Consider the following 17,702-nt stretch of genomic DNA (forward strand, 5'->3'; position numbering starts at 1 on the left):
CGGGTACCGTGAGCCCGTGGCGTCTCGCAAGGTCCCCGGTAACCTCCCCAAGCTCACCCTCGACTTCCCGAACGGTTTCATGCAGCGTGCCCGCAGCCTCGCGACCCGGGCCGCGATCATCGCGGCCGCCGTACCCGTCGGGGCAGCGGTCGCGCTCACCGTCACCGACATGGTCCGACGGCGCGTGCACCCGCTCACCGCGAAGTTCCCCACGGAGAAGCCGCTCACCGAGCACATCGACCAGACGGCCACCACGGTCTACACCTACGGCGCCGACCTGTTCGAGGCGATGCTCGAGGCGATCCGCGGCGCTCGCAGCACCGTGATGCTCGAGTCGTACATCTGGAAGAGCGACCACGTGGGCCAGCAGTTCAAGCAGGCCCTCATCGACGCTTCCGCCCGCGGGGTGGAGGTCTACGTCATCGTGGACGGCTTCGCGAACCTCGTCGTCCCGTACTCGTTCTTCCGCTTCCCGCCCGCCGTGCACATGCTGCGCTTCCCCGTGCTGCGCCCCGGGATGGCCTACCTCAACATCCGCACCTCCGGGCGCGACCACCGCAAGATCCTCGTGGTCGACGACGAGATCGGGTTCGTGGGCGGGTACAACATCGGCTCCCTGTACGCCACGCAGTGGCGCGATACCCATGTGCGCCTCGCCGGGCCGTCCGTGTGGGAGCTGCGCAACGCGTTCGTCGACTTCTGGAACCGGCACCGCAAGCCGCGCCACCCCATCCTCCCGGACGTCGGCTCCGAGGCCTGGCTCCCCCACCTCAAGGCCGCCCGCAACGCGCCCTCTGAGCTCGTGTTCCCGATCCGCGGCCTCTACCTCGACGCGATCGACCGCGCCACCAACCACATCTACATCACCCAGGCGTACTTCATCCCGGACCACGACATCCACGCGGCGCTGCTCGCAGCGGCCGCGCGCGGCGTCGACGTCCGGGTACTGGTCCCCCACCGCTCCAACCACGTCGTGGCCGACTGGCTCGCCCGCGGCCAGTACGCGTCCCTGCTGCGCGGCGGCGTGCGGATCTTCCTGTACCAGGGCGCCATGGTGCACGCCAAGACCGCCACCATCGACCGCCGCTGGACCACCATCGGCACCGCCAACATCGACCGGCTCAGCCTGACGGGCAACTACGAGGTCAACCTCGAGATCGTCGACCCCGGCCTGGCCGGCCGCATGGAGGACGTGTTCGCCATGGACCTGTCCAACGCCCAGGAGCTCACCCTGGCGCAGTGGGAGGAACGTGGCGCCCTCGCCAAGATCGGGGAGTACCTCCTGATCCCCCTGCGCCCCCTGCTGTAACCACATGGGCGCGTCATGGGGGCAGCAACCCTCCCTGGTGCTGTCGGCCGCCCGGCGGGCTACGCCACGGCCTCCGCCGTACCCCGCACGAGGGCGCCGGCGCTACCGTCCTCCCACCGCGTCCTGGGCAGGGCGTCCGGCGCCTCGCGCTGCAGCCAGGTCACCAGCCCTTCGCGCACGAGGCACCGCAGGTTCCACAACGCGGAGCTGTCCGCCGCGCTGATCGTCGCCCGGGCCCGCACCACGCCGGACACCGCTGAGGTGACCTGGAGGTTCACCACGCGCCCGTCCCACAGCGGGGACTCGACGACGATGCGGCGCAGCTCCGCCCGCATCGGGTCCAACGGCGCACGGAAGTCCACGTCGATCTCGACGGTCCCCATGACCTCCGACGACTTCCGCGTCCAGTTCTCGTACGGCGTCGAGGTGAAGTAGGTACACGGCAGGATCAGCTTGCGCTCGTCCCAGATCGCCACGACCACGTACGCGAGAGTGATGTCCTCGATCGTGCCCCACTCGCCCTCGACGACCACGACGTCGCCCACACGGACCGCGTCGCTGAACGCGATCTGCAGCCCGGCGAACACGTTGCCCAGCGACGACTGCGCCGCCAGGGCCGCGACCACGGACAGCACGCCCGCGGACGCGAGCAGGCTCGCGCTGGCGGCCCGGGCTTCCGGAAACGTGAACAGGACGGCGGCGCATGCCACCACCGACACGAGCCCCATGGTCAGGCGGCGCACGACCATGATCTGGGTGCGCAGCCGGCGGGCGTCACGGCCGACCATGCTGGAACCGACCCGGTGCAGCGCCCGGTCCTCGATCACGAGTGCGATCGTGGTGACCATCCAGGCCGAGCTGAGGATCACGGACACGACCACCACGTGCTCCAGCACGGGGAACCAGTGGTCACCGCGGTTCGCGGTGGACCAGACGGCGATCCACATGCCGAGGACCATGAACGTGGCGTGGGCGGGCTTGCGCAGCCGCACGGCGATCTCCCGGACCGTCTCGTTGCCGCGTGCGGCGAACCGCACCAGCTTCGAGGCCAGCATCACGGCGAAGAACGCGACGGTGATCGCGAGGGCCACCCACCCGAGCGTGACGGCGAGGTTGGTTGCCTGTTCGATCTCTTCCTCTGCCACGGGCACAGCGTCGCCCATCGGCGCCACACGCCGCAAACTCCTCAAGCAGGACATTGCGGATTTCACCCCCGGGCGCCGTGGGGCGTGGGCCGCGGCACCCGGGGCAGACACCGGGGCGGGGAGTCGGGGTCGCGTCAGACGGTCAGCGACTCCCCCACCGAGAGTCGCGCGTAGGTGTACTCCCCGCCGAGCCGTGCGGTGTCCAGCCACCGTGCGGTCAGGGTGTGGCCCACCTCGGACAGGGGTGCGTCGTGGATCGGCACGACGACGGCGGCGGGGACGGTCCGCGCGAAGTCGATGGCGTGGGCCAGCTTGACCCAGGGTCCGGAGACCGGCACGAGCAGGACGTCCAGGCCGCCGTCGGGCAGCGCCTCTGGTGCGGTGTAGGAGTCGCCGGGGTGGTAGATCCTGCCCCCGGCCGTCTCGATCTGGTAGGTCACGTTCGTGGCGAGCCGGGGGACGTCGGGGTGGATCTCGGCGTGGTCGCCGCCGCCGACGGTGACCTGGGTGCCCGCGATCTGCAGGACCTCACCGGGGGTGACCTCGTGCACGCGTTCGGTGGGTGCGCCGCCGGAGGTCAGCTCGTCCATGGCGGAGCGTGGGCCCCACACGTGGGTGTCGGCAGAGGAGCCGAGGTGCCTGAGCACGGCCTGCGCGTCCAGGTGGTCGGCGTGGTCGTGCGTGATCAGCACGGCGGCGGCGCCGCTGAGCCCGCCCTTGGTGTCGGAGAAGGATCCGGGGTCGATGACGAGGGTGCCGCCGCCGTCGGGCAGGGTGAGGCTGACGCACGCGTGACCGTGGAAGGTGAGCTGCATGCTGGCAGGTTACGCCCGCGCGCCGGATACAGCAGACCGCCTGGTCGGGGTGCGTAGCGGCCCCCGTCCCAGACGGCTGAGCGGTGCGGTGCGGTGGTGGGTCAGACGGCGGACCGTGCGGCCCGGCGTTGTGCGAGCTCGTCGCCCTCGACGACGGGGACGTCGCCGGGTTCGCCCGGGTCGAGCGTCTCGGTCGGCATCTGGGCGAGGGTGCCTTCGATCTCGCGCCACACCCGGCCGACGGCGATGCCGAACACGCCCTGTCCGCCGGCGACGAGGTCGACGACCTCGTCGGGTGAGGTGCACTCGTACACGCTCGCGCCGTCGGACATGAGGGTGATCTGCGCCAGGTCGTCGACGCCGCGCTCGCGCAGGGCGGTGACGGCGGTGCGGATCTGCTGCAGGGAGACACCGGTGTCCAGGAGGCGCTTGACGACCTTGAGCACGAGGATGTCGCGGAAGCTGTACAGCCGGTGGGTTCCGGAGCCGGTGGCCGGTTTGATGCTGGGCTCGACGAGGCCGGTGCGTGCCCAGTAGTCGAGCTGGCGGTAGGTGATGCCGGCGATGTGGCATGCCGTGGTTCCGCGATAGCCGGTCGTGGCGTCCTGCTCCGTCAGGTCCTCACCGAAGAGGAGACCCTGCGCGCCGTGCGGGACCGTAGCGCGTGTGGCTCTCTCACCGCTGGTGTTCACTGTGCCTCCTGGGGTGTCGTGACCACGCTATGGCGCGTCGAAGGTGATTTCAAAGATGCGCGCCGTGAAAGGTTCGGCGTGTCGCGAGTTGGTCCGCTTTCAGCCGGTTCGGCCACCACCCTGGGGGCCACCCGGCGGTCCGAGGAAGTCCTCGGGGGTGACGTGGTCCAGGAAGTCGCGGAACCGCTCGACCTCGGCCTGCTGGTCGACGTCGACGATCTCGACGCCGGCAAGGGCCACGATCTCCGCGGAGCACAGGACAGGGCTGCCGGTGCGCACGGCGAGCGCTATGGCGTCGGACGCCCGGGAGTCGAGGTGCACGCCGTTGCTCAGGACGAGCTCGGCGAAGTAGATCCCGCCCTCCAGGGCGACGATCTCCACGCGTTCGAGCGTGACGCCGACGGCGCCGAGCACGTCGCGCAGGAGGTCGTGGGTCATGGGGCGGGGTGTGGCGAGACCTGCCTGAGCCATCGCGATGGCGCTGGCCTCGCGTGCGCCGATGACGATAGGGATGGCCAGGTCCGCGGCGCTGTCCAGCAGCAGCACGACGATCTCCTGATCGCGTTGCTGCTGTCGAACACCGATGATCTCCACGGGGACCATCGGCACGTCGTCCGGCCTCACGCTTTCACCGTACGGCTTCTCGCGGTCACTCGTCGCGCGCTCGGGACAAATTCCTGGTCACAGACCGGTCGTCCGGCGGCAAAGGTGGGTGATCTTTACGCGTGGACGCGCCGCGCGAACGGGTGTGTCACGGGCCGTGCGGTGCGCGGATGCTGCTCAGCCGAGCTCGTCGATGCCCTGTCGTACCCACGCGGCGTGCAGGCGGGTGAACAGTTCGCCCATGTCGCTGGCCATGCTCGCTGCACGGCCGCGTGCCGCGCTGGCCTGCTGGCTGCGCAGGGGTGCGACGACCTGGTCGACGAGCGCGACCTGCCGGTCGGCGGAGGTGCGGAACGAGCGCAGGTGACGAGGCTCGATGCCGAACTCGGCCAGGGCGCCCGCGATGCGGGCGACGTCGACGGCCCCGGACCCGAACGTGCTGCCCGACGCCGGCAGGAGGCCCGCCCGCGCCAGGTCCTGCACGAACTCCTCGGTGACGCCGGCGGCGTCGGCCACCGACTGCGCGGTCCAGCGGCGCCGCGCGGGGGCGGCGACGCCGGCCAGGCGCGGCGCGGGATGCTCCGCCGAGTCGGGGTCGGCGTCCATCGCGGCGAGGCGTTCCTTGATCACCTTCAGCGGCATGTAGCTGTCGCGCTGCTCGGTCAGGACGAACCGCAGGCGCTCGACGTCGGCCTGGCTGTACTGGCGGTAGCCCGACGGCGTGCGCACGGGCTCGATCAGCCCCTGCTCCTCGAGGAAACGGAGCTTGGAGTGCGATACGGACGGGAACTCCTGGCCCAGGGCGCGCAGGACGTCACTGATGCGCATCGTGGCCTGGCGGGAGATCCCGCGGGGCCACGGCGCATCGAGGTCGTCCTGGTCGTGGCCGTTCTCGTCCTGACCATGCCCGGTGTCCTGAGCCCGGTCGTGGCGCGGGACGGCGGGGCCGTGGACCCCACGATGGTCGCGCGCGGCGCCTGTCGTCACGGGGCGGGCGTCCCCGCGCCCCACTGCGCCGGCGACTGCGGGCTGGCGTGGAAGGTCAGGCGGAACTTGCCGATCTGCACCTCGTCGCCGGTGACCAGCGTGGCGGCGTCGATACGACCGCGGTTGACATAGGTGCCGTTCAGGGAGCCGATGTCGCGTACGACGAACGAGTCGCCCTCACGCACGAACTCCGCGTGCTTGCGGGACACGGTGACATCGTCGAGGAAGATGTCGGCCTGCTCGCTACGGCCTGCGACCGAGCGACCGGTGTCCAGGAGGAAGCGTGCACCGAACCCTGGCCCGCGCTGCACGATCAGCAGCGCGGAGTGCCGCGGCAGGGCGGCGACGGCGGCGGCTTCCTCCGGGCTCAGCGCCGTACGCGGCGCCTGCTCGTCGGAGGTCGGGAACGCGATGCGACCCAGGTTGGCCGTGGTATCGGGCCCGACCGGATGGGCGCTGGGGTCCGTCATCAGGTCTCCTCGGGTGCGGTGATGATGTGCTGGGTTACTACGTTCGGTCAACGGCTGGGACCGTGTCCGGGTTCCACTCAACCTACCCCGACCACGATGGACACGGGAACCAAAGTTGGGAACCAACCCGGATAAAACTACCCACGTCACGGCGGTTCCGCATGCCAGTTTCCGCAGGCCGTGCCACCGCACCCCGGATCAGGGCCCAGAACGTGGCCGGGGTCACTCCTCCTCGGCAGGCTCCGCATGCTCCGGTTCCCCCGGGATACGCAACGCATCCACCCTGACCTGGTCCGAGACCGTCGTCGTCACCTCGCCGCCCGCCTCACGGATCCGCGGCAGCGCACCGCCAGGAATCTCGAGCGCACGATCGATCGTCTCCGGGTCGCCGATGGCCGTCCACTCGTACGGGGAGCTGATCCCCGACCCGTCCAGCACCACGCTGCCACCGGAGTCCACGAAGTAGCTGGTCGTCACCAGCCGCACCCCGTTGACCTGGATCGCCTCCGCCCCCGCGTTACGCAGCTCCTCCAGCAGGTTGAACAAGACCTGCGCCTCCAACGGACGCTCACCGTCCGCCACATGGATCCGCACCCCCGGACCATGGGCAGGCAGCCTGCCCGAGAGGATGCCCTCCTGCTCCGCACGCTGCTGCGCCAGATCCCGCGCAGCCTGGTCACGACCGTCCTCCGACCGCAGCTCGTCCCGGATCTCCTCCAGGTCGGCCACCTCCGCGTCGAGCTGGTCCGCACGCTGCGTCACCTCGTCCAGCAGCCGCACCAGCTCGTCCTGGCGCAGGCTGCTGAGCTGGTCCCCCGTCGACTGCCCCACCTGCACCGCCAGGGCAAAGCCCAGCAGCAGGCACAGCAGACCCGTCAGCAGCTCCGACCGCGTACCGCGCGGCCGCAGCAGCCGCACCACCCGCTTCCAGCCGGACACCGACGGCGCCCCGTCCGCGCTCGCGGGCACGTCCGGCCCTGGCTCCTCGGTCTCGCCAGGAGCCCTGTCACGCTCGTCGTCCATGTTCACGCCTTGCTCACGCCTTGAAGATGTGCCGACGGATAGAGGCAGCGTTCGAGAAGATCCGGATACCCAGCACCACCACCACGGCCGTCGACAGCTGCCCACCCACACCGAGCTGGTCCCCCAGGAACACGATGAACGCGGCCACCACCACGTTCGACAGGAACGACACCAGGAACACCTTGTCGTCGAACAACCCGTCCAGCATCGCCCGCAGACCACCGAACAGCGCATCCAGCGCCGCCACCACCGCGATCGGCAGATACGGCTGCAGTATCAACGGGACGGTCGGCTGCAGCACCAGCCCGGCGACCACCCCCACCACGAGCCCGACGATCGCGATCATCCGTTGTCCTCCTCGGATCGGTCCTCTGATGTGTGCGCATACCGCAGCGTCGGGGAGCCCGCACCCGGCAGGTACATCCCCTCGCTCGTGCTCACCTCGTTCTCGATGCCGTACTCCGCGCTGAGCAGCTGCAAGAAACCCAGCCCCGCCGACCGCGCGAACTCCACCTGCATGTCCTCCGGATCCCCCACGGCCTCGACCGTGTACGTAGGCCCGTTCAACGGCTGCAGATCCACCAGGATCGCGTCACCCGCGTTCCGGATCGCCGACAACGACGTCAACCGCTCGTCGTTCACCGCAACCGCCTCGGCACCCGCCGCCCACAGCTCGTTCACCACGAACTGCACGTCCGCGTCCCGCACCCGCGAATCCGCCGGCGCATCACCCGGATCCACCAGCCCGCCACCCGAACCGTCCGTCAGCTCCACCACCATGCCAGGACCCCGCACCGGCACCGCACCACTCACCCACCGGTCCAGCTCGTTGACCTCCACCAACGCAGACGGCAGCAAACCACCCCCCTGCAACCCGTCCACCTCCGAACGGAGCTCCACCGACCGCCGGGACAACGACTCCACCGCGGCACTGCGCTCCTGGATCTGCTCCATCAGCACCGTGCGCCCCTTCGCCACCGACGGCTGCGGCGCTCGCAGGTCACGTACAGCGATCGTCGTCGCAGCGCCGAGCAGGATCGCCACCAGCAGCCACGTCACCATGCTCGCCCCACCCCGCCGCGACGTCGTCTCCCCCGCCTCCGCAAGCCGCTGAGCCATCTGCGCGTACCCGGGGTCCAGCGGGCGCTCCGTGACCTCGCGCAAGAGCGTCATCGACTCGTCCGGGCGACGGCCCGCCGCACCCGGTACGGTCATGCCCCGGCCGCCAGCCGCCGCACCTGCGCCACGTACTGCAGCCCCGCCAGCCAGTACAGACCGACACCCCACCAGGTGAACGCCCAGCCCACCACGTGGGCGCTCGCGCCGACCCAGCCGGGGACCTCCGCGAGCAGCAGGAGCGGGAACGCGTACAACAGGGCGAACGTCGCGACCTTGCCGACAAGGGTCACGTTGAGCGTGCCGTACCCGAGACGGGCCAGCACCGGCACCGTCACCGCCAGCAGCACGTCGCGCGCCACGATCGCCACCACGAGCCACAGCGGGACCACCTCACGCCAGGCCAGACCGATCAGCGTCACGAAGATGAACAGGCGGTCGGCGAACGGGTCCAGAATCTGCCCCAACCGGGTGACCTGGTTCAGGCGACGGGCCAACACACCGTCGAGCCAGTCCGACACGCCCGAGACCGCGAGCACGAGCAACGCCCAACCGTCCTCGCCCAGGACGATCAGCACGGCAAAGACCGGCACGAGCGCCAGCCGCACCAGGCTGATCACGTTGGGCACGGTCAGGACCCGGGAGCTCATCTCCGCCCCAGTAGACACGCACACCGCCCTTGTTCACGCCGGTTCGTCTCGGCCGCCATCCTACGGGGCAGGCGTTGCGTATCCACACTGGCGCGCCGTCCAACCGCCCAACCAGGCCCCTCACCACGCACAACATCACCCCCGTGCTGCACGTCACGCTCCCAAGACCTGTGCCGAAGCCCCCACCAGCGGATAGAGTGATGACACATCCCCATGGAGTTCGTCGTCTTCCCGTGTGTGCACACAACGTGCGAGGCAGGCCCGCAGCCTTGGCTGCGGGGAAGGTGTTTCGGGAGCGAGCGACGCGAGGGCCCTCACCTCGGCCCTGACTCCGTCACCCGACGACGAACGGTGCAGCACTGCATGTCTATCGACACCCATGACCTGATCGCGCCTGCTGAGCAGGACATCGAGCAGGCCATCGCCGACACCGGCGACCAGACGGCCCCCGAGGCCGCCACCACCTCCGAGCCCACGACCACCGAGGCCACCGCCCCGGAGGCCACCCCGGCTGAGACCACCCCGGCACAGGACGCCCCGAACGCCGAGACCGACGCGCCCCAGGCCGACGCCGACCAGGCCGACACCGCCCCGGCCACCGCGCCCGAGGCCAGCACCCCGGAACCGGCCCCCGCCCCCGAGCCCACCGGCCCGACCTTCGCGAGCCTCAACCTCCCCGCGCCCCTCATGGCCGCGGTCAACGAGCTCGGCTTCGTGACGCCGTCCGCCATCCAGGCCCGCGCCATCCCCGAGCTGCTCGCCGGCCGCGACATCACCGGCGTCGCCCAGACCGGCACCGGCAAGACCGCCGCGTTCGGCCTCCCGCTGCTCGCCGCCGTCGACCCCAAGCTCCGCAAGGTCCAGGCCCTCGTGCTCGCCCCCACCCGCGAGCTCGCCATGCAGGTAGCCGACGCCATCGAGTCGTTCGCGTCCAAGCTCGACGACGTCCGCGTCCTCCCCGTCTACGGCGGCGCCCCCTACATGCCCCAGCAGCGCGCCCTGCGCGACGGCGTCCACGTCGTGGTCGGCACCCCCGGCCGCATCAAGGACCACCTCGACCGCGGCGCCCTCAAGCTCGACGACATCCGCTTCCTCGTCCTCGACGAGGCCGACGAGATGCTCCGCATGGGCTTCGCCGAGGACGTCGAGGAGATCTTCGGCCAGGCACCCGCCAAGCGCCAGGTCGCCCTCTTCTCCGCCACCATGCCGCCGGCCATCCGCAAGGTCGCCGACCACCACATGACCGACCCCGTGCAGATCGCCGTCACCCGGCAGGCCTCCACCGTCACCTCGGTGCGCCAGACCTACGCCGTCGTACCCTTCCGCCACAAGGTCGGCTCCCTCGCACGCGTCCTCGCCACCTCCGACGCCGACGCCGCCATCGTCTTCACCCGCACCCGCGGCGCCGCAGAAGACGTCGGCTCCGCCCTCATCGAGAAGGGCATCTCCGCCGCCACCATCTCCGGCGACGTCGCACAGAAGGAACGCGAGCGAATCGTCGAGCGACTCCGCTCCGGCGCCCTCGACGTCCTCGTCGCCACCGACGTCGCAGCCCGCGGCCTCGACGTCGACCGCATCGGCCTCGTCGTCAACTTCGACGTCCCCGGCGAGCCCGAGGCCTACGTCCACCGCATCGGCCGCACCGGCCGCGCCGGACGCACCGGCGAAGCACTCACCTTCGTCACCCCCCACGAGCGCGGCAAGCTCCGCAGCATCGAGCGCACCATCCGGGCCACGCTCGAAGAGGTCGAGATCCCCTCCCCCAGGGACGTCTCCGCCCACCAGGTCAAGCGCGCCCTCGGCAAGGTCGCAGCACGCCGCGAAGCCGGCCGCCTCGACATGTACACCGAGATGATCCGCACCTACGCCGAAGAGACCGGCGTCGACCCCGTCGAGATCGCAGCAGCCATGGCGGCGCTCGCGGTCGGCGACGACGGTCCCCGTGCCCGTGCGGAGCAGGAGGAGTACGAGCGTGAGCGGACCGAGGCCAAGTCGGCAGCGGCCCGGCGCAACACCCGCGACGGCGACCGCAACGACCGGTCGGGTGACCGGTCCCCGCGCGCCCGTTCCGAGGGCGAGCGCGGCATCCGCCGTCCGGCCCGCGGCACGCGCTACCGCATCGCCGTCGGCCACACGCACGGCGTGCAGCCGGGCGGGATCGTCGGTGCGCTGACGGGCGAGGGTGGCATCACCGGAGCCGACGTCGGCAAGATCGACATCTTCGGCAGCTTCTCCCTCGTGGACATCATCGCGCCGCTCGACAACGACGCGCTGGACCGTCTGGCCCGTGCCCGCGTGGCCGGCAAGCCGCTGCGCATCACGCTCGACCGGGGCCCGGCCGCACGCACCGGCGGCGACCGGGACCGTGCACCCCGGAGCGGTGGCGACCACCGCCGTCCGGACGGTGAGCGCGGCCCCCGCGGCCGCAGCACCACCGCCCACTGGGAGGCCCGCAGCAGCCGCTGAGCCGGCTGACGCTCGACGAGCAGTCGCATGACGACGGCGGTCGAGCTTGCCGAGACCAGGTCTCGGCAAGCTCGACCGCCGTTCTTGTTGTCCGGGTGGGCCGCGCCCAGAGGTGGGGGCCGCCTCTGGGTCCACCTCGGACCCACCTAGGTCCCACCTCGTGCCTAGGGCTACCTCTGGTCGGGCTCGTCCCGGTCCGGCTCGGCGGCCTCGCCCAGCTCGGCGATCAGCGCCACCAGGCGGCGGGCCTCCGCCATGCCGTGCTCCCCGTCGGCACGCTGGATGCCCATGACGGCGAGGACGTCGCCGTCGGCCAGGTCGAGATGCACCCACGGGTCGTTCGGACCGAACCGCACGGTCACGATCTCGGCCCAGTCGAGCCGACGGCGCGTCGCGTAGTTCACCACGGTCAGACCGGTCGGGTCAGGGACGGCACGCACGGCACCGAACCGCCAGGCGATGACGGCGCCGAGCAGCCCGAACACGATGATCCCCGCCCGGTTCGCGGCGTCCGCGGTGTCGGCGGCCAGCGCGACGAACGTGCATCCCCCGGCGACGAGCAGCGCCAGCCCGTATGCCGTCGGGGTGCCGAAGCGGCCGCGGAAGGCACGGAAGCGGTTCCCGCCCCCGCCAGGGCCGGGAGCGCTGCTGCCGGTCTCCGCGCCCATGAGGTCTACAGCCGGGAGGCGTGGATCGAGGTCACGATGATGGCGCGCGCCCCGACGTCGTACAGGGCGTCCATGATCTGGTTGGTCTCGCTGCGCGGCACCATGACGCGCACCGCGCAGGCGTCGCTGTGGTGCTGCGCCGAGACGGTCGGGGACTCCTTGCCCGGAGTGATCGCCACGGCCCGCTCGAGCCGCGCCGCGGGGACCACGTAGTCCATGAGCACGTACTCCCGGGCGGTGATCACGCCCTCCAGCCGCCGCGTCAGGATGTTCAGGCCGGCCGGCTGCTCGACGTCCGCCTGCCGGATCAGCACGGCCTCGGAGCGCAGGATCGGGTCGCCGAAGACCTCGAGGCCGGCGGCCCGCAGCGTGGTGCCGGTCTCCACGACGTCGGCGATGACGTCCGCGACGCCGAGCCGCACGCTCGACTCCACGGCGCCGTCCAGGTGCACGATCGCGGCGGGCTCGACGCCCTGCTTCGCGAGGTGCTGGGCGACGAGCGTGGTGTACGACGACGCCACCCGACGCCCGGCGATGTCGCTGACCTGGGTCACCGGCGCGGTCTCGCCGGGTCCGGCGGGCGCCGCGTACCGGAACGTGGACCGGGCGAACCCGAGCCCGAGGTGCTCGACGGCGTCCGCGCCCGAGTCGAGCATCAGGTCCCTGCCGGTGATCCCGACGTCGACCGTTCCGGTGCCCACGTAGACCGCGACGTCGCGCGGGCGCAGGAAGAAGAACTCGACGTCGTTCTCCGGGTCGGCGAGCACGAGCTCGCGGGTGTCGCGGCGCTGACGGTAGCCCGCCTCGCGCAGCATCTCGGATGCGGGGCCCGACAGGGCTCCCTTGTTGGGGACGGCGATGCGCAGCATGTGTTGGTTCCTCTCTGGGGTGTACGTCGGATCTGTGAGCGCGAGGTCAGGGGACCTCGCTACAGATGCGTGTACACGTCCTCGAGGGTCAGTCCCTTGGCGACCATCAGGACCTGCAGGTGGTACAGGAGCTGGGAGATCTCCTCCGCGGTCTCGCTGTCCGACTGGTACTCGGCTGCCATCCAGACCTCTGCAGCCTCCTCCACCACCTTCTTGCCGATCGCATGGACGCCGGCATCCAGCTGGGCCACGGTGCCTGAGCCCGCCGGACGGGTCTCGGCCTTCTCGGTCAGCTCGGCGAACAAGGTCTCGAAGGTCTTCACGGGCCCAGCCTAGTCGGGCACGGGGGGCTCTACCCGCCGCCGTCCCACGTTCTGACCACGTCAGGCCTATGGCGCAGGCCACTCCAGCGGCAGCGCGCCCTGGGCGGTGGGCGTCACGACGCCCTGGTACGGGGTGAGCAGTGACGGGTCCTGGACCTCCTGGGCACCGGACAGGAGGACGATGACGGCGCCGCCCTCTCCCCCGAGACCCGTGGCGGGGTCGAGCGGGTCGCCGTCGGGATACGCGTCACCCTCCGTGCACGTCTCCGGTGTGGAGACGACGTGGACCCGGTCCCCCGCCGCGACCTCCAGCTCGGGCGGCGGCTCCGCGCCGTCCCGCAGGGGCTCGGGCCGTTCGAGCACGCGCTCGACGTCGAGCACCCAGCGGTTCGCGTCGACACCGAAGAGCCGGACCGTACCCGCCTGCTCCACCACCGTCCCCAGGAGCACGGCGCCGGCGTCGGCGGCCGCCTCCCGGGGCGTCTCGAAGGAGACCCAGTCGACGCACGCCACCCCTGGCTCGCCCATCGGGGCCGCGGTACCCGGGCCGCCCCCACCCGCGGGCTCCGCCGTCGCGCAGCCTGCGAGTCCGCCTGAAGCGGCCACCGCGACGGCGAACGCCAGGACCGTCGTGGTCAGACCCGACCTGCCGGCCGAGCACACCGCCCGCCCTCGAGCGCGTGAGGTTCTCATACCCGGTAAGTGTGCCGAGCCCCCCGTTCTTGCAGGCATGGGTGGGTCATGTCGTGAACCATGGGTGCGTCTGGAACGCTTGGCACACTATTAATGTGAGTCACTCCGACATGCAGGTCACCGTGGCGCGGGCACCAGGTCCCTGAACGTCACCGCCGTGGCGACCGCCGCCTCGGCAGCCTCGGCACCCTTGTCCTCGCGGGAACCCTCCAGCCCGGCCCTGTCCAGCGCCTGCGCCTCGTCGTCGCACGTCAGCACGCCGAATCCGACCGGGACGCCCGTACGCACGCTCACGTCGGTCAGGCCCGTCGTCGCGGCGGAGCACACGTACTCGAAGTGCGGCGTCCCGCCGCGGATCACCACGCCCAGCGCGACGACGGCGTCCGCTCCCCCGGCGGCCGCCCGCGCCGCCGCCACCGGCAGCTCGAACGAGCCGGGCACCCGGACCTCCGTCCAGTCGGCGCCGGACTCCGCCAGCGCCCTGCGGGCCCCGGCCAGCAGGCCGTCCATCACCTGCTCGTGCCAGCTCGCCGCCACCACGACGACCCGCAGGCCGCTCCCGTCGACAGTCACCTTCGGTGCTCCAGCGCCGCTCATGCGCATGCTCCTTCGTCCTCGTTCACGACTGGGCTCATCGCCAGCTTCATCTCGGCGTTCCTGCCGCCGTTCCGGTCGGGGAAGCCTGGACCGCCCCCGGCGGGCGCGGTCCTCCCTACCTCGGTGAGGTCCAGCTTCTCGATGCGGTGTCCCAGGACGGCGCGCTTCGTCTCCAGGTAGCGGTGGTTGTGCACCCCACGCCCCACCACGAGCGCGCGCCGCCCGGCGACGTCCGTGCCCGCCGCCCGCAGGCCCGACACCTTCTCGGGGTTGTTCGTCAGGAGCGTCACGCCGTCCAGCCCGAGGTCCGCCAGCATGGCCGACGCCGCTCCGTACTCACGCGCGTCCACCGGCAGCCCGAGGTCCACGTTCGCCTCGACCGTGTCCCGGCCGCCGTCCTGCAGCGCATACGCCTGGATCTTCGCCGCCAGGCCGATCCCCCGGCCCTCGTGACCCCGCAGGTACACCACGGCGCCGCCCTCTGCGGCCACCGCCGCGAGGGAGGCCTCCAGCTGCGGGCCGCAGTCGCACCGCAGGGAGCCCAGCGCGTCCCCGGTCAGGCACTCCGAGTGCACGCGCACCAGGGTCCCGCGGTCCGGTCCGTCGCGCCATGGCCCGGACGGCGCCACCGGGGTCAGCGCCAGGTGCTCGGCACCCGAGTGCAGGTCCCGGTACGCCACCACCCGGAAGTCGCCGTGCCGCGTCGGCAGCGACGCCTCCCCGACCCGGAGCACCCGGGCGGCCGGGACGTCGTCGGGCGCAGGGACGCCGGGCAGCGGGTCGATCGGCACCTGAACGGGGTCGTGCGCACGCCGCCACGCCACCAGATCAGCGACCGTCAGGACCACGAGCCCGGCCTCGGCGGCCAGGACGCGCGCCTCGGACAGGCGCAGCACGTCGCCGTCGTCCCGGACGAGCTCGGCGATCGCGCCCACCTCGCCCAGGTCCTTGCCCGCACCGCCGGCGAGCCGCACCAGGTCCACGGCGGCCTCCGTGTGGCCCGCCCGCTCCAGCACGCCGCCCGGCCTCGCGCGCAGCGGCAGCACGTGTCCCGGCCGGATCAGGTCCCGCGCGCCCGACGCCGGGTCGCCCAGCACCCGCAGCGTGCGCGCCCGGTCCGCACCCGAGATGCCCGTCGTCACGCCCACCGCTGCGTCGACCGACACCGTGTAGGCGGTGGCACGGGGGTCCTCGCTGCGCTCCACCATCAGGGGCAGCTCCAGCGCGTCGGCCCGGTGGGCAGGCATCGGCGCGCACAGGTACCCCGACGAGTGCCGCACCGTCCAGCCCACCCACTCCGCGGTCGCAGTGCTCGCGGCGAGCACGACGTCCACCTCGTTCTCCCTGCCCGCGTCGTCGGCCACGAGGACCGGTCGGCCCGCGGCGAGCTCGGCGAGGGCCTGCTCCACGAGCCCGGCGCTCATCGTGCGACCTCGGTCGCCGGCGCCGCTGGGACCTGCACACCGGCCGCCATCAGCCGCTCGACGTACTTCGCGAGCACGTCCACCTCGACGTTGACCAGGTCGCCAGGGACGAGCCGGCCGAGCGTCGTCGCGTCGAGCGTGGTCGGGATGAGCGACACGCCGAACCCCTCGTCCGACACCCACGTCACGGTGAGCGAGACGCCCGCAAGGGCCACGGAGCCCTTCTCGGCGATATACCGGGTCAGTGCGGCGGGCGCACCGAACGCGAGGTCGTCCCACCGCGGGCCGGGCGTGCGCCGCACGAGCGTCGCGACGCCGTCGACGTGCCCCTGGACCACGTGCCCGCCCAGCCTGCCGTTGGCGGGCATCGCACGCTCCAGGTTGACCGCCGCGCCCGGGACGAGGCCGCCGAGCGAGCTGCGGCGCAGGCTCTCCGGCATCACCTCGGCCACGAACGCGCCGTCGGTCACCGACGTGACGGTGAGACACACCCCGTCGACGGCGATCGAGTCGCCAGGGCGGGCGTCCGACGCGGCGAGCGGGCCCGCCACCGTCAGGACGGCGTCGGAGCCGTCGTCGCCGTCGGGCCGGGTGAGTGCGACGACGGAGCCGAGCTCCTCGATGATTCCGGTGAACATCAGATCTCCTCCGTGGTGGGCCGGCTGGGCCGACCGTTCTGGCGTGGGTAAGCAGGCTGTGGGTTCGTGAGCGAGTTCGTGACGGGCTGTGTACGGCGCGCGACCATGAGCACGTCGTCCCCGAGCCGGGTCACGTCGTGCGTGGCGAAGCGCGCCGCCGCGCCGATGGTGGTGATGCCGAGGTCCCCTACGACGGTCGGCCCCGAGCCGAGCAGCACCGGCGCGACGTACGCGTGCACCTCGTCGACGGCGTCGGTCGCGAGCAGCGCGGTCGCGAGGGTCGGGCCGCCCTCGACGAGGAGGTGGCGCACCTCGCGCTCCGCGAGCCGCCCGAGCACGACGGCGAGATCGTGCTCGGGCAGGTGCAGCAGGGCGCCGCCAGGCCCGCGCAGGCGGGCGTCGTCGGGCACCGCGGTGCGGCCGAGCACCACCCGGAGCGGCTGGTGCTCGAAGAGCCCGCCGTCGATCGTCCGGGCGGTCAGCGACGGGTCGTCGGTCAGCGCGGTCCCCGTGCCGACCGCTATCGCGTCGACCTGAGCACGGATCGTGTGGGCGTGGGCACGTGCCTGCGGGCCCGTGATCCAGCGGCTCGTCCCGTCCGCTGCGGCCACCCTGCCGTCGAGGCTGGTCGCGAGCTTCAGGGTCACGTAGGGCCGGCCGGTACGAACCGCGTGCAGCCAGTGCCGCAGCAGCTCCTCGCCCTCGTCGGCGAGGGTGCCCGTGGTCACCTCGATACCCGCGGCTCGCAGCGTGGCCGCACCGCCCGCCGCGACCGGGTTCGGGTCGCTGACCGCCACGTGCACGGTCGCGACGCCCGCGTCGATCAGGGCATCGGCGCACGGGCCGGTGCGGCCGTGGTGGGCGCACGGCTCGAGTGTCACCACCGCCGTCGTGCCCCGCGGGTCGATGCCGTGCGAGCGGGCAGCGGCCAGCGCCGCCGCCTCCGCGTGCGGGGTGCCCGCGCCACGGTGAAAACCCTCGGCGACCGGGCGGCCGCCCGGGTCGAGGAGCACGCAGCCGACGCGCGGGTTCGGGCCGTGGGACGGGCCCTGCGCGGCCAGCGCGAGGGCGCGGCGCATGGCGCTCTCGACCGCGGTCGAGACGGCGGGTCCGGCCGTGTGCTGCACGGCCCTGCCCTGCGGTGCGTTGATCATGCTGTCCTCCCCGAGCTTCGGCGCTCCGGGGTGGACGACGGGTACGCGGACGGGGCCTCT

General features: G+C 72.0%; 20 protein-coding genes. 2 read left to right on the forward strand and 18 right to left on the reverse strand.

Annotated elements, in window-relative coordinates; translation table 11 throughout:
* Positions 1 to 79: 79 nt before the first annotated feature.
* Positions 80 to 1,309: a phospholipase D-like domain-containing protein gene (locus tag ACFS27_RS17515; RefSeq protein ID WP_377191071.1), complete on the forward strand. Its 1,230-nt coding sequence runs from the start codon at positions 80 to 82 to the stop codon at positions 1,307 to 1,309.
* Positions 1,310 to 1,368: 59 nt separating this feature from the next.
* Here ACFS27_RS17515 and ACFS27_RS17520 read toward each other — a convergent pair whose 3' ends face one another.
* The 10 genes from ACFS27_RS17520 to ACFS27_RS17565 all read right to left on the reverse strand — a co-directional run bounded on the left by ACFS27_RS17520 (position 1,369) and on the right by ACFS27_RS17565 (position 8,810).
* The gene (locus ACFS27_RS17520) at positions 1,369 to 2,454 is read right to left on the reverse strand and encodes a mechanosensitive ion channel family protein (RefSeq protein WP_377185372.1); all 1,086 of its coding nucleotides are present in this window, start codon (positions 2,452 to 2,454) and stop codon (positions 1,369 to 1,371) included.
* A 134-nt stretch (positions 2,455 to 2,588) separates the two neighbouring features.
* A complete protein-coding gene (locus tag ACFS27_RS17525; protein WP_377185374.1) occupies positions 2,589 to 3,269 on the reverse strand; it encodes an MBL fold metallo-hydrolase in 681 nt (226 codons plus the stop codon).
* A gap of 101 nt (positions 3,270 to 3,370) precedes the next feature.
* Positions 3,371 to 3,961: a MerR family transcriptional regulator gene (locus ACFS27_RS17530; protein ID WP_253868105.1), complete on the reverse strand. Its 591-nt coding sequence runs from the start codon at positions 3,959 to 3,961 to the stop codon at positions 3,371 to 3,373.
* A 99-nt stretch (positions 3,962 to 4,060) separates the two neighbouring features.
* A complete protein-coding gene (locus ACFS27_RS17535; protein WP_377191073.1) occupies positions 4,061 to 4,564 on the reverse strand; it encodes a bifunctional nuclease family protein in 504 nt (167 codons plus the stop codon).
* Positions 4,565 to 4,741: 177 nt separating this feature from the next.
* A complete protein-coding gene (ftsR, locus tag ACFS27_RS17540) occupies positions 4,742 to 5,551 on the reverse strand; it encodes a transcriptional regulator FtsR (RefSeq protein WP_377185377.1) in 810 nt (269 codons plus the stop codon).
* Positions 5,548 to 6,021 (reverse strand): FHA domain-containing protein, encoded by a 474-nt coding sequence (locus tag ACFS27_RS17545; protein WP_116675148.1) that lies wholly within the window; start codon positions 6,019 to 6,021, stop codon positions 5,548 to 5,550. Before ACFS27_RS17545 ends, ftsR begins: the two co-directional genes overlap by 4 nt.
* 222 nt (positions 6,022 to 6,243) lie before the next feature.
* A complete protein-coding gene (locus ACFS27_RS17550) occupies positions 6,244 to 7,044 on the reverse strand; it encodes a DUF881 domain-containing protein (protein WP_377185379.1) in 801 nt (266 codons plus the stop codon).
* A gap of 13 nt (positions 7,045 to 7,057) precedes the next feature.
* The gene (locus tag ACFS27_RS17555; protein ID WP_275003637.1) at positions 7,058 to 7,390 is read right to left on the reverse strand and encodes a small basic family protein; all 333 of its coding nucleotides are present in this window, start codon (positions 7,388 to 7,390) and stop codon (positions 7,058 to 7,060) included.
* Complete coding sequence (locus tag ACFS27_RS17560; protein ID WP_377185381.1) at positions 7,387 to 8,259, reverse strand: DUF881 domain-containing protein; 873 nt, start codon at positions 8,257 to 8,259, stop codon at positions 7,387 to 7,389. Before ACFS27_RS17560 ends, ACFS27_RS17555 begins: the two co-directional genes overlap by 4 nt.
* The gene (locus tag ACFS27_RS17565; RefSeq protein WP_377185383.1) at positions 8,256 to 8,810 is read right to left on the reverse strand and encodes a CDP-alcohol phosphatidyltransferase family protein; all 555 of its coding nucleotides are present in this window, start codon (positions 8,808 to 8,810) and stop codon (positions 8,256 to 8,258) included. The genes ACFS27_RS17560 and ACFS27_RS17565 overlap by 4 nt, the downstream gene beginning before the upstream one ends.
* Positions 8,811 to 9,173: 363 nt before the next feature.
* On the opposite strand from ACFS27_RS17565, the gene ACFS27_RS17570 reads away from it, so the two are divergent.
* Positions 9,174 to 11,276 carry a DEAD/DEAH box helicase gene (locus tag ACFS27_RS17570; protein WP_377185385.1) on the forward strand — a complete coding sequence of 701 codons (2,103 nt, stop codon included), beginning with the start codon at positions 9,174 to 9,176 and terminating at the stop codon, positions 11,274 to 11,276.
* 170 nt (positions 11,277 to 11,446) lie between these two features.
* Here ACFS27_RS17570 and ACFS27_RS17575 read toward each other — a convergent pair whose 3' ends face one another.
* The 8 genes from ACFS27_RS17575 to ribD all read right to left on the reverse strand — a co-directional run bounded on the left by ACFS27_RS17575 (position 11,447) and on the right by ribD (position 17,642).
* Positions 11,447 to 11,944 carry a PH domain-containing protein gene (locus ACFS27_RS17575; RefSeq protein WP_377185387.1) on the reverse strand — a complete coding sequence of 166 codons (498 nt, stop codon included), beginning with the start codon at positions 11,942 to 11,944 and terminating at the stop codon, positions 11,447 to 11,449.
* A 5-nt stretch (positions 11,945 to 11,949) separates the two neighbouring features.
* Entirely contained in the window at positions 11,950 to 12,813 is an 864-nt protein-coding gene (hisG, locus tag ACFS27_RS17580) for an ATP phosphoribosyltransferase (RefSeq protein ID WP_377185389.1), read from the reverse strand.
* Positions 12,814 to 12,872: 59 nt separating this feature from the next.
* A complete protein-coding gene (locus tag ACFS27_RS17585; RefSeq protein ID WP_108494143.1) occupies positions 12,873 to 13,136 on the reverse strand; it encodes a phosphoribosyl-ATP diphosphatase in 264 nt (87 codons plus the stop codon).
* A gap of 66 nt (positions 13,137 to 13,202) precedes the next feature.
* Positions 13,203 to 13,829: a hypothetical protein gene (locus ACFS27_RS17590; RefSeq protein WP_377185391.1), complete on the reverse strand. Its 627-nt coding sequence runs from the start codon at positions 13,827 to 13,829 to the stop codon at positions 13,203 to 13,205.
* A gap of 117 nt (positions 13,830 to 13,946) precedes the next feature.
* Positions 13,947 to 14,426 (reverse strand): 6,7-dimethyl-8-ribityllumazine synthase, encoded by a 480-nt coding sequence (gene ribH, locus ACFS27_RS17595; protein ID WP_377185393.1) that lies wholly within the window; start codon positions 14,424 to 14,426, stop codon positions 13,947 to 13,949.
* The gene (ribB, locus tag ACFS27_RS17600) at positions 14,423 to 15,850 is read right to left on the reverse strand and encodes a 3,4-dihydroxy-2-butanone-4-phosphate synthase (protein WP_377185395.1); all 1,428 of its coding nucleotides are present in this window, start codon (positions 15,848 to 15,850) and stop codon (positions 14,423 to 14,425) included. Before ribB ends, ribH begins: the two co-directional genes overlap by 4 nt.
* Positions 15,847 to 16,488 (reverse strand): riboflavin synthase, encoded by a 642-nt coding sequence (locus ACFS27_RS17605; RefSeq protein ID WP_377185397.1) that lies wholly within the window; start codon positions 16,486 to 16,488, stop codon positions 15,847 to 15,849. Before ACFS27_RS17605 ends, ribB begins: the two co-directional genes overlap by 4 nt.
* Positions 16,488 to 17,642: a bifunctional diaminohydroxyphosphoribosylaminopyrimidine deaminase/5-amino-6-(5-phosphoribosylamino)uracil reductase RibD gene (gene ribD, locus ACFS27_RS17610; RefSeq protein ID WP_377185399.1), complete on the reverse strand. Its 1,155-nt coding sequence runs from the start codon at positions 17,640 to 17,642 to the stop codon at positions 16,488 to 16,490. The genes ACFS27_RS17605 and ribD overlap by 1 nt, the downstream gene beginning before the upstream one ends.
* Between the last annotated feature and the right edge of the window lie 60 nt (positions 17,643 to 17,702).

Source organism: Promicromonospora vindobonensis (genome assembly GCF_042685865.1).
Taxonomy (GTDB): Bacteria; Actinomycetota; Actinomycetes; order Actinomycetales; family Cellulomonadaceae; genus Promicromonospora; species Promicromonospora vindobonensis.

Coding starts and splice junctions, on each gene's coding strand:
- ACFS27_RS17515 (WP_377191071.1), top strand. CDS start 80: ATGCAGCGTGCCCGCAGCCTCGCGACCCGGGCCGCGATCATCGCGGCC.
- ACFS27_RS17525 (WP_377185374.1), bottom strand. CDS start 3,269: ATGCAGCTCACCTTCCACGGTCACGCGTGCGTCAGCCTCACCCTGCCC.
- ACFS27_RS17535 (WP_377191073.1), bottom strand. CDS start 4,564: ATGGTCCCCGTGGAGATCATCGGTGTTCGACAGCAGCAACGCGATCAG.
- ACFS27_RS17545 (WP_116675148.1), bottom strand. CDS start 6,021: ATGACGGACCCCAGCGCCCATCCGGTCGGGCCCGATACCACGGCCAAC.
- ACFS27_RS17550 (WP_377185379.1), bottom strand. CDS start 7,044: ATGGACGACGAGCGTGACAGGGCTCCTGGCGAGACCGAGGAGCCAGGG.
- ACFS27_RS17555 (WP_275003637.1), bottom strand. CDS start 7,390: ATGATCGCGATCGTCGGGCTCGTGGTGGGGGTGGTCGCCGGGCTGGTG.
- ACFS27_RS17560 (WP_377185381.1), bottom strand. CDS start 8,259: ATGACCGTACCGGGTGCGGCGGGCCGTCGCCCGGACGAGTCGATGACG.
- ACFS27_RS17565 (WP_377185383.1), bottom strand. CDS start 8,810: ATGAGCTCCCGGGTCCTGACCGTGCCCAACGTGATCAGCCTGGTGCGG.
- ACFS27_RS17570 (WP_377185385.1), top strand. CDS start 9,174: ATGTCTATCGACACCCATGACCTGATCGCGCCTGCTGAGCAGGACATC.
- ACFS27_RS17575 (WP_377185387.1), bottom strand. CDS start 11,944: ATGGGCGCGGAGACCGGCAGCAGCGCTCCCGGCCCTGGCGGGGGCGGG.
- hisG (WP_377185389.1), bottom strand. CDS start 12,813: ATGCTGCGCATCGCCGTCCCCAACAAGGGAGCCCTGTCGGGCCCCGCA.
- ACFS27_RS17590 (WP_377185391.1), bottom strand. CDS start 13,829: ATGAGAACCTCACGCGCTCGAGGGCGGGCGGTGTGCTCGGCCGGCAGG.
- ribH (WP_377185393.1), bottom strand. CDS start 14,426: ATGAGCGGCGCTGGAGCACCGAAGGTGACTGTCGACGGGAGCGGCCTG.
- ribB (WP_377185395.1), bottom strand. CDS start 15,850: ATGAGCGCCGGGCTCGTGGAGCAGGCCCTCGCCGAGCTCGCCGCGGGC.
- ACFS27_RS17605 (WP_377185397.1), bottom strand. CDS start 16,488: ATGTTCACCGGAATCATCGAGGAGCTCGGCTCCGTCGTCGCACTCACC.
- ribD (WP_377185399.1), bottom strand. CDS start 17,642: ATGATCAACGCACCGCAGGGCAGGGCCGTGCAGCACACGGCCGGACCC.